Source organism: Cellulomonas sp. P4_D11 (assembly GCF_056401915.1).
Genome location: NZ_JBFUIK010000016.1, coordinates 36,606 through 51,679 on the forward strand (window position 1 = coordinate 36,606; position 15,074 = coordinate 51,679).

Below are 15,074 nucleotides of genomic sequence, written 5' to 3' on the forward strand. Positions count from 1 at the left end.
GGTCCGGGACGGGGTCAGCCGACGCGGTCGAGGCTGAGCTCGACCACCTGGTAGGGCTCCGACCCCGGAACCACGTTGTGCATCGTGATCACGGCGTCCCGGGGTCGGACGTGGATCTCCCAGCCCCAGTCGGGCCCGGTCTCCGCGGGGTACGACCCGTGCAGTCGCAGCACCTCGTCGTCGTCGCTCCCGGCGAACGTCATCCACGTCGGTCCGGTGTGCCACGAGTCGACCCACACGGCCGACGACGCGTCCGGGGACCCGCCGACGAGGATCAGCCCGTCCTGTGCCGCATCCCCGTCCGCCCACGTGTAGGCGATCGACACGAAGCGGCCCGCCGTGACGCCGACCGTCGCGGTGGCCGCCGAGGACTGGTACTCGTCGGTGGGCATCAGGCGCAGGCGGTTGGTGCCCTGCCAGCGGCCGAGCAGCGGGGAGAGGAGGTCGACGACGCTCATACCTGACTGTATCGACGGGCCGCCGACCTGGTCCTGCCGGACTATGCCGGTGTGACGGCTCTACCGCAGGGCCGAGAACGCGAGGATCCGGTCCAGGACCTCGGCGGTCTGGTCGGCGTCGTACGTCGGGACCGAGTCGTCGACGAACAGGTGTGTCGCGCCGGGATAGACGAAGACGTCGCCCGCTCCGGCGGCGGCGACCAGCGCCCGGGCGTTGGCCTCGCCCTCGGCGCCGAAGAACTCGTCGTCGGCGTGCCCGTGCACCTGCAGCGGGACGCCCGCCGGCCAGCCGTCGAAGTCGTCGGGGCCGGTGGACGACTCGAGGAACACCGCACCGCGGGCGCCGGGCCGGCTGCGCACGAGCAGGTGGGAGTACACGACGCCCATCGAGATCCCCATGTAGACCAGGTCGGTCGGCAGGCCCTCGGCGGCCCGTCGGGCGCGCGACGTCATCGTGTCCCAGCCGAGGTCGTCCTCCTCATGGGACATGCCCTCGGGGATGGTGTCGAACGTGCGCCCCTCGAACAGGTCGGGCGTGTGCACGAGGTGGCCGGCACCGCGGAGGCGGTCGGCGAACGAGCGGACTCCGTCGGTGAGCCCGAGCACGTGGTGCAGCAGCAGGATCTCGGCCATCGACCGAGCGTGCCACGCACCGGTGACACAGGGCGCGCTAGGGCCCCCAGCACAGGCAGAACGGGTGCCCGGCCGGGTCGGCGTACACCTGGAAGCCGTCGGGGGTGGAGAAGTCGTCCGCCGCCTTGAGCAGGACCGCGCCGACGGCGAGCGCGTGCTCGTGAGCCGCGTGGATGTCGTCGACGTAGAGGTCGAGGTGGGCCTGCTGCTGCTCGCCGTGGGGCCAGTCGGGCTTGACGTGGTTCGGGGCGAGCTGGACGTCGATCGTCGGCTCACCGTCGACCAGCACGGAGTGCCAGTCCTCATGCACCCGGACCGTGCCGCCCAGCAGTGCGGCCCAGAACGCGCTCTCGACGTCGATGTCCGCCGCGTCGAACACCACCACCTGCCGCCTGATCCTCATCCGGACATGGTGGCACCGGACCGGACGCGACGGGCGGCGCACCCTCGGCCTCACGCGCGATCACACGACCACCACGCCCTTGCCGCCGACGTCGCCGGCCTCCATGTCCGCGTGCGCCTGGGCGATCTCGTCGAGGCGGTAGACCCGCCCGACGGGCACGCGCGCCCGACCGTCGGCGACCGCGTCGAGGAAGTCCTGGAGCACCGGTGCGGGCAGGTCGGCGGCCTCGCCCGAGTAGGCCGTGAGGCGCACCCCGTTCGGGAGCCAGTCCATCGGGTAGAACTCCGGGATCGTCCAGTGGTCCGAGAGCATGCCCGTGAAGCAGACCGTCCCGCCGCCGCGCACCGACCGGAGGGTGTCCCGCAGGGCGTCGACCCCGACCAGCTCGACGGCCGCGTCCGCGCCGTCGGGGAGCACCGCGCGCACCTGGGTGGCGACGTCGCCGTCGTCGACGAGGACGTGGTCGACACCGACGCTCTCCAACAGCGGGGCGCGCGCCGCCGACCGCGTGGTGGCCAGGACGGTCAGGCCCTGTAGTCGGCCGAGCACCGCGAGGGTCAGCCCGACCGAGGAGGTCCCGCCGCGGACCAGCAGGCTCTGACCCGCGGTCGGCCGGACGCCGACCGCGAGTGTGCCGTACGCGGTCTGCAGCATCTCGGGCACGGCGCCGAGCACGTCCCACGGCAGGTCGCTGCGGAACGGGATCACCTGCGCAGCGGGCACCAGCACGTACTGCGCGTAGCCGCCGTCGAACGCGCGGCCCATCCCGCCCATGAGCGTCGCCACCTGGGTGCCCGCTGCGAGCTCTCCGCCGGGAGCGTCCTCGACCACGCCGGCCGCCTCGATGCCGGGGATGCGCGGGAACGACCCGGACGACGCCTGCCCGCGCCGGAAGTGCAGCTCGGACCGGTTGAGCCCGAACGCGCGCACGCGGACCAGCACCTGTCCGGGTCGGGCGCGCGGAACGGGCACGTCCCGGACCTGCAGGACCTCCGGACCGCCGGGTCGCTCGACGACGACCGCGCGCATCGACGCCCCGGTCACGGCGCCACCACCGCCAAGCGGTCGAGCAGACCGTGCAGCCGCGATGTCAGCTGCGCCACCTCGTCACCCGCCAGGTGCGCGTCGAGCTCGGCGTCGAGCAGCGCGACGCCGGCGTCGTGCGCGGCGTCGCCCGCCGGGGTCAGCGCGATCAACGACGAGCGCCGGTCGTGCGGGTTCGCGCTGCGGACGACGAGCCCGTCGCGCTCGAGCCGGTCGACCAGCTTGCTGGCCGCGCCGACCGTGATGCCCAGGTCGGTGCGCAGGTCCTGCACGCGCGCCGACCCGGCGTGCCGATGCACGACGCGCAACGCGGTCAGGTTCGCCAGCGACGCGTGGCCGGCGGCGCGGAGCCGGTCGTCGAGGTGGTTCCACAGGTACGTCTCGTACCGGACCAGGATGTCGAAGAAGTCCATGGTCGACGCAACAGGGTTCCAGGTAACTATATTCCAAGGAATTGACGTGATGGTCCGTGGTCTACGTGCTCCGCGGTGCCGAGCTCTGCCGGGCGACCAGCCGAGGAGGGAGCATCACGGCCGAGTGCTCGTGCGGGCCGTCCTTGTGGGCAGCCTCTTCCTGGAGGAGCAAGGCCCCGAGGCGTCCGACGTCGTCGCCGGGCTGGGCGATCGTCGAGATCGGGATCGGGCTGTCCCATGCAGCCTGGTTGTTGTCGTAGCCGACGATCGCGACGTCCTCGGGGACGCGCACGTCCGCGGTCACCGACAGCGCCTGGACGATCCCGGCCGCGAGCAGGTCGGACGCGGCGAAGATCCCGTCGATCTCGCCGGCGGCCACGCGAGCGGCGAGGTGGACGCCCACCGACCACCCGTCGGACCGGTTGATCCACTCGGGGGTGATCACCTCGGAGACGACGTCCGGGTGCTCTCCCACGGCCTGGTGGAAGCCCTTGCCACGATCGACCACGGGCTGGAGCTCGGTCGGACCCCCGACGAAGGCGAGCTTGCGACGTCCCGTCTCGATGAGGTGCTTCGTCGCGATGTAGCCACCGAGGGCGTTGTCGACGTCCACGCTGCAGTACTGCGACACCGGCGCGCTGAAGTTGAGGAGCACGAGCGGGATCCCCGTCGGTGCGCGGCGGGAGACGGCGGCGAAGTGGGCGGCATCGTTCAGGGTCATGAGGACGCCCGTCACGCGTGACTGCGCGAACATGGCGAGGTAGTTCGACTCGCGCTCGATGCGTGCGTCGCTGTTGGCGATGAGCAGCGTCAGGCCGCCGTGCTCGGCGCCGCTCTCGGCGCCCCGCGCGATGTCGACGAACAGCGAGTTGCTCAGGTCGGAGACGATCAGCCCGATCGAGCGCGTCGAGCCGAACTTCAGGGAGCGGGCGGCGGTGTTGGGGACGTAGCCCAGCATCGCCATCGCGCGCTCGACCCGCTCCCGGGTCGCCGTGGCGACCTTGTCGGGGTGGTTGAGCACGTTCGAGACCGTGCCCAGCGAGACGCCGGCCAGCGACGCGACGTCATCGACGCTCGGGCGCGGCCTGGCGGCCGGTCGGTTCGTCGGTTCGTCGGCAGGCAACGCTGGCTCCCGTGTGCTCGAGTGATCGTGCGGCGGGACGAGCGTAGCCGCCGGGCTCGCCGCGGGACGGGAGTGACACCGTACCAACGCTCGTCGAGTTGAATCGAGCCAATCGCGCGTCCCACGACCAGGTGGCTCGCGCCGATCGCGGATCGCGCTGGCCCAGGTCACGTCACAGTTTGGCAATGCCAGTTGACCGCCGGACCGGCGGAGGCTACGTTTTGAAACGCTTCAATCCATGCTTCGCACTTCAAGGAGGAACTGTGAACTCGATGCTGAAGCGTCGGCGGACGCTGATGGCGGGCGTCGTCGGCGTGAGCGCTGTGCTGGCGCTCGCCGCGTGCAGCGGCTCCGGATCCAGCGATTCGCCCTCGGGCGGATCCGGCAAGGCTGCATCCGACCTGTCGTTCCTCGCGATCAACGAGAACGAGACGATCCCGACCACCCTGACCACGCTGAGCACCGACGAGTGCAAGGCCGAGAACGAGGCGCAGCCTCTGAAGGTCACCAAGCAGGCGCAGGCGACGCTCGACCAGCAGCTCCAGCTGCTGGCGGGCCAGGACGCCCTGCCCCAGCTCTTCATCAGCGCCAACGCCCCGTCGCTCAACGCCCAGCTCGCCGAGCAGGGAACCCTGCAGGATGCGGGCGCCGCGCTCGACCAGCTCGGCATCGCCGACGACGTGCTGCCCGCGGCGACGTCGGTGATCGAGAACCTGTACGACGGCAAGCAGCTCGTGCTGCCCACCGAGCTCAACATCGAGGGCATCTGGTACAACAAGAAGATCCTCGCCGACAACGGGATCGCCGTCCCGACGACGTGGACCGAGCTCACCGATGCGTTCGCCACGCTCAAGGCTGCGGGCATCCAGCCGATCTCCCAGGCAGGCAAGGGCGGCGACGGCTGGGGCGTCACCCGGTGGGTGGGCAACTACATCGCACGGGACCTCGGTCCCACCGCGCTGCAGGACGTGCGCGACGGGAAGGCCAAGCTCACGGACTCCGAGTACGTGAAGGCAGCCGACGCGATCGCGGACCTGGGCAAGCAGGGCTACTTCGGTGAGTCGCCCACGTCGATCGACTACACGACCGCCCTCAACACCTTCCTGACCGGTGATGCGGCGTTCATCTACATGGGTTCGTGGGCCGTGTCGAACTTCAGCGACCCCGAGCAGAACAAGGTCGGTGCGGACAACATCGGCTTCATGCACTTCCCCGACGTCGACGGCGGCAACGGTTCCGCCGAGCAGATGCCGGCGAACGTCGGTACCGCCATGGCGATCTCGTCCAAGGGCTTCAAGGACACGGCCACGCAGGACTGGGTCAAGTGCATCGCGGCCAACTACGGGACCGTCGCCCTGCGCGACAGCGGCCAGGTCACCGGCTTCACGGTGAACGGCGACGTCGAGGTCTCTCCGCTGAGCCAGCTGGTGCAGGACGAGATCGGCAAGACGCAGGAGAGCATCCTGTGGTTCGAGGCGTACTTCAGCCCGGAGGCCACCACCACGAGCCAGAACGACGGCGGCCTGCTCGGCTCCGGACAGCTCAGCGGTGAGGACTTCATGTCGCAGGTCCAGGCGAGCCTGGGTTCCTGACACCGCCAGTGCCCCGAGGCGGGCCGACGGGATGCCGTCGGCCCGCCTCCACACCCCTCGATGATGAGAGGCAGCCTCTGCCATGAACCATGTCCTGGGCGACAAGCGCGCCATCCTGCTGCTGCTCGGGCCAGCCCTGCTCGTGTACTCGCTCGTCATGCTGCTGCCGATGGTGTGGTCGCTGGGGTACACGTTCTTCAGCGGCAGCGTGGTGACAGGGTTCGAGTGGGTCGGGCTGGAGAACTTCCAGAAGCTCCTCACCGACCCCGCCGCGCGCGAAGCGCTCCTCTTCACCCTGAAGTACGCGGTGGTCATCACCATCGGGCAGGTCACCGTCGGGTACGCGCTCGCCCTGCTCTACATCTTCTTCCTGCGCAAGGCGTCGGCGACGATCCGCACCCTGGTCTTCTTCCCGGTGGTCCTGCCCACGGTCGCGGTCGCGCTGCTGTTCCAGAAGTTCTTCGAGTTCGCACCGCAGACCGGCCCGGTCAACGCTCTGCTCGAAGCCGTCGGGCTGAACGCGGTCGACTGGTTCGGGACCGCGAGCCACGCCTTCTGGGTGATCGCGCTCATGGACATCTGGCGCTCGATGGGCTTCTACGCCGTGCTGCTGTACGCCGGTCTGGTCGACGTCCCGGACGAGCTGCTCGAGTCCGCGCGCCTCGACGGCGCTGCGGGCTGGCGGCTCGTGCGCAGCATCGTGCTCCCGCTGTCGCTGCCGGTGCTGGTCTCGTCGGTCATCTTCAGCATCAACGGCACCCTCAAGGTCTTCGACTCGATCTACGCGCTGACCGGCGGTGGGCCAGGGAGCGGGACGACGCCGCTGACCCTGTTGATGTACCGGACGTCGTTCTTCTACGGCGACTACGGCTACGGCTCCACGATCGCCCTCGCGCTCACGATCCTGTGCCTCATCGTCACCCTCTTCATCTTCCGCGCGAACCGCCGCGACCTCACCCAGGACTGAGCGATGACCACTCTGACGCAGTCGCCCGTGACCACCGTCGCCCCGCCGCGCCCCGGACGGACGCGCAGGCGCCTCCGCCGGATCCCGCTCTACGCGGGCGTCACCATCCTTCTGGTCGTGATGGTGTACCCGCTGCTCTGGCTCCTGCTCGGGTCCTTCAAGACCCAGGACGAGTTCCTCAACAACCCGACGTGGTCGCTCCCGGAGAGCTTCACCAACGTCAGCAACTACACCGAGGCCTGGTCGAGCATCGCGCTCTACCTGCGCAACTCGGTGCTGGCCGTCTTCCCGGCCCTCGCGCTCGTCGTCGTGCTGGGCACGGCCGCCGGGTACGCGCTGGAGGTCATGGTCTTCCGCGGCCGCGGTGGCGTCCTGCTGCTGTTCCTGGCCGGCATCATGATCCCCGGTCAGATGATCCTGCTGCCGCTGTTCACCGTGTACTTCAAGCTGCACCTGACCAGCACGCTGTGGCCGCTCATCATCACGTACACGGCGATCGGCCTGCCGCTGACCGTCTTCATGATGGCCACCTACTTCCGGTCGATACCCCGCGAGGTGTTCGAGGCCTCCACCCTGGACGGCGCCTCCGCGGTCCGCTCGTTCTGGTCGATCGGCTTCCCGATGATGCGCAACGCCGTCTTCACGATCGCCCTGGTCCAGTTCTTCTTCCTGTGGAACGACCTGCTCATCGCGCTGACGTTCACCACCCAGGACAACCTGCGCACCGTCCAGGTCGGCCTGCTCAACTTCACCGGGCAGTTCGGCGCCGTGGACTACGGGCCCACGTTCGCGGCCATCTGCATCAACATGTTCATCGTCCTGGTGCTGTACATCTTCCTGAACCAGCGAGTCATGCGCGGGCTGTCCGCGGGAGCGGTCAAGGGCTGACCGTGCTGAGAGAACCCCGACCGGCCTCGTCACCGGACGAGCCGGAGATCGCAGCCGACGACCTCGTGATCGGCGCACCGACTGTCGAGCACCATGTTCATGCCCTCGGCATCGGCGAGCCCAGCCCTCGGGTGTCGTGGCGGCTGGAGCGGGCGCCCGCGGGATGGAGCGGGACCGCGTACCAGCTCCGCCTGGCGGCGCGGGGCCGAGACGAGCTGACGTCCGGCTGGGTGCGGTCCGCTGCGCACAACCTCGTCGACTGGCCGTTCCCGCCCCTGGCCTCGCGTGAGCGGGTCGTCGTGTCGGTGCGCGTCCGCGGCGCCGACGGCCGAGAGTCTCCGTGGTCCACGGGCACACCCGTCGAGGCGGGCCTGCTCGATCCGTCGGACTGGGTGGCCAGGGCGGTCTCCCCGGCCGGCCCGGTCGAGGACGCCGACCTGCGCCGGCCGCCGCTGCTGAGGCACGAGTTCGAGCTGACGCAGCCGCCCGTCGCGGCGCGGCTGTACGTCTCCGCGCACGGCCTGGTCGAGCCGTGGGTGAACGAAGCCCGCGTCGGCGACGAGGAGCTCGCCCCGGGCTGGACCGTCTACCCGCGCCGTCTCCGGTACTCGACCTTCGACGTCACCGAGCTCGTCCGGGAGGGGCGCAACGCGGTCGGCGCCCTCCTGGGCGACGGCTGGTACCGAGGGCGGCTCGGGTTCGACGGCGGCAACCGGGACATCTACGGCGACCGTCTCGCGCTGATCGCGCAGCTCGAGGTCGAGCTCGCCGACGGCACGCGCCAGGTGGTCGCCACCGGTCCGCACTGGAGAGCCGGCGCAGGGCCGATCCTGAGCTCGGGGCTCTACGAGGGGGAGCGGTACGACGCCCGCCTCGCGACACCCGGGTGGTCCGCCCCGGGCTTCGACGACGACGGCTGGTCGTCCGTCGACGTCGTCGAGCGCGACCCCGCGACGCTGGTGGCACCCGAGGGGCCGCCGATCCGGTGCACGGACGAGCTCGCCCCGTCCTCGATCGTCCGGACGGAGAGCGGTGCGGCGGTGCTCGACTTCGGGCAGAACCTGGTCGGCCGGCTCCGGATCCGCGTGGACGGACCCGAGGGGACGGTCGTCCGGCTGCGGCACGCCGAGGTACTGAAGGACGGCCGGCTCGACGTCCGCCCGCTGCGCGGCGCGCACTCCGTCGACGAGTTCGTCCTCGGGCCGGGCGGCCTGCAGGAGTGGGAGCCGCGCTTCACCATCCACGGCTTCCGGTACGCCGAGATCGAGGGCTGGCCCGGCGAGCTGCGGCCCGGCGACGTCGTGGCTCGGGTGCTGCACACCGACATGCGGCGCACCGGTGGCTTCGCCTCGTCGGACGCCCGCCTGAACCGCCTGCACGACAACGTGGTCTGGAGCATGAGGGGCAACTTCGTCGGGCTTCCGACCGACTGCCCTCAGCGCGACGAACGGCTCGGCTGGACCGGTGACATCCAGGTGTTCGGTCCCACGGGCACGTTCCTCTACGACTGCGCTGGGCTGCTCTCGTCGTGGTTGCGTGACCTCGCGCTCGAGCAGCTCCCCGACGGGACGGTGCCGTGGTTCGTCCCGACGATCTACGGCAACCCGATGTGGTCGCCGCCGCGACCCGGGGCCGCCTGGGGCGACGCCGCCGTGATCGTGCCGTGGACGCTCTACGAGCGGTACGGCGACCGGGAGGTGCTCGCCCGTCAGTTCGGGTCGGCGCGGGCCTGGGTCGAGTGCGTCGAGCGGCTGGCAGGTCCGGACCGCCTGTGGGACGACGGCTTCCAGCTGGGCGACTGGCTCGACCCCGCCGCGCCGCCCGACGACCCGGCCGACGCCCGCACCGACCGGTACCTGGTGGCGACCGCCTACTTCGCCCGGTCCGCGCAGCTGCTGGCGCGCATGGCCGACGTCCTCGGCCGGTCCCAGGACGCGGAGCGGTTCGACGCGCTGGCGGCCGAGGTCCGCCACGCCTTCGTCGGTCGCTACGTGCTCCCGGGTGGCCGCCTGTCCAGCGACGCCCCGACCGCCTACGCGCTGGCGCTGACGTTCGACCTGCTGCCGCAGGCGCTGCGGGCCGCGGCCGCCGACCGCCTCGCGTGGCTCGTGCAGGCGGACGGCGACGTCGTCGGGACAGGATTCGTCGGGACGCCGCTCCTCCTCGACGCCCTCTCCAGCACCGGTCACCTCGACCGCGCGTACGCGCTCCTCATGCAGACGGCGTGCCCGTCGTGGCTGTACATGGTCGGTCAGGGCGCGACGACGATCTGGGAACGGTGGGACGCGATCCTGCCCGACGGGAGTGTGAACCCCGGCGACATGACGTCCTTCAACCACTACGCCCTCGGTGCGGTCGCGGACTGGCTGCACGGCACCGTGGCGGGCCTCCGGCAGGCCTCGCCGGCCGGCGACCAGTTCGACGTCGCGCCACGGCCGGGAGGCGGCCTGACCTGGGCCGAGGCGTGGCTCGAGACCGCAGCCGGCCGAGCCGGTGTGCGATGGCGGTCCGACCACGGCACGGTGTCGATCTCCGTGACCCTTCCTCCGGGTGCCCGCGCGCGCGTGGACCTCGGCTCCGACGGCGTCGTGGAGCTTGCGGCGGGGGAGCACGACCTGCTCGTCGACGAGGCGCACCTGACGGCGCACTGAGCCGCGCCGGCTCGCTCCTTCCCGCCGCGGGTGGAGCGTTTCACTGGCGCGCGCTCCGACCCCCAGGGGTGAGCGCCAGGAGAGGTTTCTGCAGGTCTGGCGCGTTTTCGGGGTTGACGCCATTCGAGCGTTCTAGGTAGTTTCGGGAACGCAAGTTGAAACGCTTCAATTCGATCGAAGCGCGCCCCACGCGAAGTCTCGCGTCCGTCTCTCAACGAGGAGAACCGATGCACGTCTCGCAGTCTCTGATCCCACCTCGCCGCTCGCGCCGAGTGATCGCGCTCACGTCGTCGCTCGCGGTCCTCGTGCCGCTCGCGATCGGCGTCCCGCTCGCGGCGTCCGCCCAGGCGGACGCCGGCAACCCCGCATGCCCCTGGATGAACACCGGCAAGTCGGCCGACCAGCGGGCCACCCTGCTGCTCAAGGCCAGCACGCTCGACCAGAAGCTGCGCTGGCTCGACGAGCAGGCCGCCAACAACCCCACGCAGACCACGTTCAGCGGCGTCACGTACCCGGTACAGGTCGCCTGCACCCCGAGGGTCGTCTACACCGACGGCCCCGACTACGTCCGCGGGTCGACGGGCGTCACGATCTTCCCCGACCAGATCGGGCTCGCTGCGACGTTCGACCAGCAGCTCGCGTACGACAAGGGCGTCGCCCAGGCCGACGAGGCGTTCCGCTCCGGCAAGAACGTCATCCTGGGCCCGGGGGTCGCCTCGGGTCGCACCCCGCTGTCCGGCCGGACCCCGGAGTACCTCGGGGAGGACTCGCTGCTCTCCGGCACCATGGCCGCCGCGACGATCAACGGCATCCAGAAGGGCAACCCGAGCCAGCCGGTCATGGCCGTCATCAAGCACTACGTCGGCAACGAGCAGGAGCTCGACCGCCAGACCAGCTCGTCGAACATCGACGGTCGTACCCTCCGCGAGGTCTACAACCTGCCGTTCAAGATCCTGGTCGACGAGTCGAACCCTGGCGGCGTCATGTGCTCGTACAACCAGATCAACGGCGTGTACGCCTGCGAGAACCCCGTGCTCAACAACCTCCTCAAGGGCGACACGGGCTACCAGGGCTACGTCGTGTCCGACTTCGGCGCCGTGCACAGCACCGCTCCGTCCCTGGCCGCCGGGCTCGACCAGGAGCTCAACCGCCCGCGCTTCTACACGCCGGCCAACATCGCGGCGGCCATCGACAACGGCTCGGTCACCGTGGCGCAGATCGACGCCGCCGCGTTCCGGGTCGTCCGCGCCTACATCGCCAACGGCCTGTTCGACCACCCGCTGCCCGACGTGCCGTCGACGAGCTCGTCCACCGACGCGCACAAGGCGCTGGCGGCGACGATCGCCTCGGAGAGCTCGGTGCTGCTCAAGAACGACGGCAACGTCCTGCCGCTGACCGCCTCGACGAAGACGATCGCGATCATCGGGCCGACCGCGTCGAACACGCCGACCAACGGCGTCAGCGCCGGGACCGTGTGCCAGCAGGCGGCCGGGCCGTTCGGGGGCGGCGGCAACGCGTGCCCGAACCCGGTGGCGCCGTTGGACGCCCTCACGGCACGCGCCGCACAGGTCGGGGCGACCGTCACGTTCGACAACGGCGCCGACCTCGCCAGCGCCGCCGCCGCGGCCGCGGCCGCCGACGTGGCGATCGTCTTCGGCTACTCCAAGCAGGGAGAGTTCGCCGACCGGACGACGCTCGACCTGGACAACGGCGGCGACGCGCTCATCGCGGCGGTCGCCGCTGCCAACCCGAGGACAGTGGCCATCCTCGAGACCGGCACGGCGACCCCGATGCCCTGGCTCGCGAGCGTCAGCAGCGTCGTCGAGGCCTGGTACCCGGGTGAGCAGCAGGGCACCGCGCTCGCCCGGCTGGTCTACGGCGACGACAACTTCGTCGGTCGGCTGCCCATGACGTTCCCGAGGTCGCTCGCCGACACGCCGACGAGCACTCCCCAGCAGTACCCGGGGACGTTCGCCAACGGTTCCACGACGCGACCGACCGGCAGCACGGAGATCCGCCAGGTCAGCTACAGCGAGGGCCTCCTGGTCGGCTACAAGTGGTACGCCTCGAAGAACATCGCCCCTCTGTTCCCGTTCGGGTACGGCCTGTCCTACACGGGCTTCGCGTACAACAACGTGAAGGTCACGGCGAAGACGAACGGCAAGAAGCCGATCGACGTCTCGTTCCTGGTCACCAACGTCGGCCCGAAGCTCGGGACCGAGACCGCCCAGGTGTACCTGACCCTGCCGTCCGCGACGGGCGAGCCGAAGCGTCTGGTCGGGTTCGCCAAGGTCTCGCCCAAGGTCGGACGTGCCGAGAAGGTCACCGTGTCGATCGACCCGCAGGCGGCGGACCTCCCGCTGTCCTACTACGACACGACGAGCCACGCGTGGACGATCGCGCCCGGCACCTACACGGTCGAGGTCGGGTCGTCGGCCACGAGCACCGCGCTGACGGGGACGTTCACCGTCGGATAGTCGGGTACCTTCCCGGCGCCCGCCCCACGGCCTCGTGGGGCGGGCGTCCGGTCGTCCGGCGACAGCTCGTCAGGCCGTCGGCACGGCGCGCAGGGTCACGCCCACCACCTCGGGGCCGACGATCGCACCGACGGGACCCGGGCCGTAGCGGTCGTACTTGGCGTGCAGCGCGGCGTCGAGGGCGTCGTGCGGGGCGGCGTCGGCGGCCTCGAACTCCACATCCTTCTCGACCGAGCCGACCCGCACGCGGCCGGTGCCCGAAGCCGCGGCTCGGCGGTACCACCCGTTCTCCGGGCCGTGCGCGGAGCGGAGGTAGAGGTCGTCGCCGTGGACGACGAACCAGATCGTGACGTACGGCCGCAGGCTGCCGTCCGGTCGCCGTGACGCGACCTGGAGCTCGTCCACCCGCGCTATGGCGCGCAGCTCGTCGGCCGTCCACCCGCTCATGCGCGTCCTCCGTCGTACTCCTCGTCGGTGACTTCCTCTGCCCACTCGGTGTCGGGCCCGGCGGAGCCGTCGCCGATCTCCCACATCGCCAGGTGCGTCATGAAGCGGTCGGGCGCCGCACCGTGCCAGTGCCACTCGCCCGGCGGTGTCCAGACCGTCTGCCCGGGCCGCAGCTCGAGGACCCGGCCGTCCCGCGTGCCGACCCTGGCGACCCCCTCGGTGACGTGCAGGGTCTGGCCGGCCACGTGGCGGTGCCAGAACGTGTGCGCCCCCGGCGCGAACCGCACCGCGTTCACGCGCAGCCGGGCAGGCGCCGGGGGAGCGGCGAGGACGTCGAACCAGACGTCACCGCTGAACCACGCCTCCGGTCCCTTCTGCGTCGACGGCACCTGGGTGATCTCCATGTCGGTCTCCTTCTCGTCCTTCGTACTGCTGCGTCTCTCGTCGTCCGAGCGTCCTCCAGCGTCGAGCCAACCGCGTCGAGATGCGTGGAGGGAGTCCCGGTCGATCCAGGTACTGCCAGGGCCTCTCTGCATCTGGCCGCGACGAGCGGCCGGGACGCTAGTCGTCGATCTCCTCGGTCCCGAGCCGGGCGAGCTCGGCCAGGTGCTCCCGCATCGTCCGGAGCTGCTCGGCGGGGTGGCCCACCCAGTCCTCCAGCTCGCCGACGACCCGCACCGGCTCGCGGGTGCGGTACGACCGGGTGGGGTTGCCGGGGAACCGCTTGTTCGTGACGTTCGGGTCGTCCTCGAGCTCACCGGTGGGCTCGACGACGTAGATCCGGCCGCGCCCCTCGCCCTGGGCCAGCTCGGCGCCCCAGGTCGCCGCGTCGAGCGTCGCGGTCAGGTAGACGTGGCCGGCCGTCCGCCCGCCGCCGAAGTTCGACCGTCGGCCGGGCTCGAGCAGGTCACCCACGCGGAGGTCGGCCTTGGTGCCGTGGAACAGGGCACCCGACTCGTGGACCTCGAAGGGGGTCGGCCCGGACGTCGCGGGCGTCTCGTCTGGATCGCTCATCCGCCCATTCTGCCGACCGCGCTGGCTCCACGTTCGTTGAGGCGCCGATGCGTGATCCCGGCCAGCAGGTCGGCCACCTGGACGCGCGGGTCGTCCCGCGAGTCGACCTGCCGGAACGAGTACAACGGAGCGGGCGCCGGCGAGACCGCGTGCGCCAGGAACGTCCCCAGCCGGGCGACCCGGCCGCGGGTCAGCGCGCTCTGCTCGTCGTGCACCACCGCGACCGACCCCGCCCGGGCGCTCCAGAACAGCAGCGTCTCGGCGAGAGCCGGCACCAGCGGTTCCAGCGGCGGCGGGATGGCCGGGTCGCCGTCGACCAGCCGGACCATCACCGCCTCGACCCCCGCGGCGGTCACCCCCCGCAGGGCCGGCACATCGGCCGGGATCGCCGCGACGAACCGGTCGATCGCGTCACGGTCGACCATCCGGAGACGCTTCGTGCGGGCGAGGTCGACGAACGCGCCGAGCAACCCGCGGTGGCTGCGGAGCGCCCGGACGGCGGCGGAGTGGTCTCGGCCCAGGCTCGTACCCGCGCCGTACGACGGCTCCTCCGTGAACAGGTCGAGCACCCGCCCCGCGACGAACGAAGTCTTGTCGACGACGTGGACGTGCGCCCGGCCCCGGAGCGCGGCGAGGAACCACTCGAGAGCCGGTCGCTGGTCGGCCCGGAGCAGCCGGCCGGACTTGTACTCGGACGCGCCGCGGGGAGGGGACCGCAGCGCGGCGACCACGCCGGCGGCCTCCGGGACGGACAGGTCGGTGCTCGCGTGGACGAGGACGGGGGAGGTGGGGTCGAGGAGGTTGCTGCCGGAGAACCCGGACTCGTCGCACGCGATCTCGACCCCCGGCGTGGGGATGGTCATGGGGTTGCTGCTTCCGGCCGAAGGGCTGCGCACAGGCACCCGTCGCGACGACGGGCGTGATCAGGCGGGGTGACCCGCGCTCAGTGATCGGCAGCGGCCGG

At 71.1% G+C, this 15,074-nt stretch carries 15 protein-coding genes; 5 read left to right on the plus strand and 10 right to left on the minus strand.

The window, feature by feature from the left end; translation table 11 throughout:
* Positions 1-14: 14 nt before the first annotated feature.
* From AC1DT4_RS11825 to AC1DT4_RS11850, 6 genes are all read right to left on the minus strand, one after another.
* On the minus strand, positions 15-458 hold the full coding sequence (locus AC1DT4_RS11825) for a DUF1579 family protein (RefSeq protein WP_477089988.1): 444 nt from the start codon (positions 456-458) through the stop codon (positions 15-17).
* 60 nt (positions 459-518) lie between these two features.
* On the minus strand, positions 519-1,091 hold the full coding sequence (locus AC1DT4_RS11830; protein WP_477089989.1) for a dienelactone hydrolase family protein: 573 nt from the start codon (positions 1,089-1,091) through the stop codon (positions 519-521).
* A 37-nt stretch (positions 1,092-1,128) separates the two neighbouring features.
* Entirely contained in the window at positions 1,129-1,494 is a 366-nt protein-coding gene (locus tag AC1DT4_RS11835; protein ID WP_477089990.1) for a VOC family protein, read from the minus strand.
* 60 nt (positions 1,495-1,554) lie between these two features.
* Entirely contained in the window at positions 1,555-2,538 is a 984-nt protein-coding gene (locus tag AC1DT4_RS11840; protein ID WP_477089991.1) for a zinc-binding dehydrogenase, read from the minus strand.
* Positions 2,535-2,951, minus strand: a complete 417-nt coding sequence (locus AC1DT4_RS11845) for a MarR family winged helix-turn-helix transcriptional regulator (protein ID WP_477089992.1) — start codon at positions 2,949-2,951, stop codon at positions 2,535-2,537. The genes AC1DT4_RS11840 and AC1DT4_RS11845 overlap by 4 nt, the downstream gene beginning before the upstream one ends.
* A gap of 61 nt (positions 2,952-3,012) precedes the next feature.
* Positions 3,013-4,074, minus strand: coding sequence for a LacI family DNA-binding transcriptional regulator (locus AC1DT4_RS11850; RefSeq protein WP_477089993.1), 1,062 nt, complete (start codon positions 4,072-4,074; stop codon positions 3,013-3,015).
* A gap of 272 nt (positions 4,075-4,346) precedes the next feature.
* Between AC1DT4_RS11850 and AC1DT4_RS11855 the strand changes: the two genes are divergently transcribed.
* From AC1DT4_RS11855 to AC1DT4_RS11875, 5 genes are all read left to right on the plus strand, one after another.
* Positions 4,347-5,666 carry an ABC transporter substrate-binding protein gene (locus AC1DT4_RS11855; protein WP_477090052.1) on the plus strand — a complete coding sequence of 440 codons (1,320 nt, stop codon included), beginning with the start codon at positions 4,347-4,349 and terminating at the stop codon, positions 5,664-5,666.
* 82 nt (positions 5,667-5,748) lie between these two features.
* A complete protein-coding gene (locus AC1DT4_RS11860) occupies positions 5,749-6,633 on the plus strand; it encodes a carbohydrate ABC transporter permease (protein WP_477089994.1) in 885 nt (294 codons plus the stop codon).
* A gap of 3 nt (positions 6,634-6,636) precedes the next feature.
* Positions 6,637-7,521 carry a carbohydrate ABC transporter permease gene (locus AC1DT4_RS11865; protein WP_477089995.1) on the plus strand — a complete coding sequence of 295 codons (885 nt, stop codon included), beginning with the start codon at positions 6,637-6,639 and terminating at the stop codon, positions 7,519-7,521.
* A gap of 2 nt (positions 7,522-7,523) precedes the next feature.
* Positions 7,524-10,172 (plus strand): family 78 glycoside hydrolase catalytic domain, encoded by a 2,649-nt coding sequence (locus AC1DT4_RS11870; RefSeq protein ID WP_477089996.1) that lies wholly within the window; start codon positions 7,524-7,526, stop codon positions 10,170-10,172.
* Between the two features lie 227 nt (positions 10,173-10,399).
* Entirely contained in the window at positions 10,400-12,649 is a 2,250-nt protein-coding gene (locus AC1DT4_RS11875) for a beta-glucosidase (protein ID WP_477089997.1), read from the plus strand.
* Between the two features lie 69 nt (positions 12,650-12,718).
* Here AC1DT4_RS11875 and AC1DT4_RS11880 read toward each other — a convergent pair whose 3' ends face one another.
* The 4 genes from AC1DT4_RS11880 to AC1DT4_RS11895 all read right to left on the minus strand — a co-directional run bounded on the left by AC1DT4_RS11880 (position 12,719) and on the right by AC1DT4_RS11895 (position 14,973).
* The gene (locus AC1DT4_RS11880; protein WP_477089998.1) at positions 12,719-13,096 is read right to left on the minus strand and encodes a DUF2255 family protein; all 378 of its coding nucleotides are present in this window, start codon (positions 13,094-13,096) and stop codon (positions 12,719-12,721) included.
* A complete protein-coding gene (locus AC1DT4_RS11885; protein ID WP_477089999.1) occupies positions 13,093-13,500 on the minus strand; it encodes a (R)-mandelonitrile lyase in 408 nt (135 codons plus the stop codon). Before AC1DT4_RS11885 ends, AC1DT4_RS11880 begins: the two co-directional genes overlap by 4 nt.
* Before the next feature lie 157 nt (positions 13,501-13,657).
* Positions 13,658-14,110, minus strand: coding sequence for an NAD(+)--rifampin ADP-ribosyltransferase (arr, locus tag AC1DT4_RS11890; RefSeq protein WP_477090000.1), 453 nt, complete (start codon positions 14,108-14,110; stop codon positions 13,658-13,660).
* Positions 14,107-14,973: a DUF3800 domain-containing protein gene (locus tag AC1DT4_RS11895; RefSeq protein WP_477090001.1), complete on the minus strand. Its 867-nt coding sequence runs from the start codon at positions 14,971-14,973 to the stop codon at positions 14,107-14,109. Before AC1DT4_RS11895 ends, arr begins: the two co-directional genes overlap by 4 nt.
* Positions 14,974-15,074 lie beyond the last annotated feature (101 nt).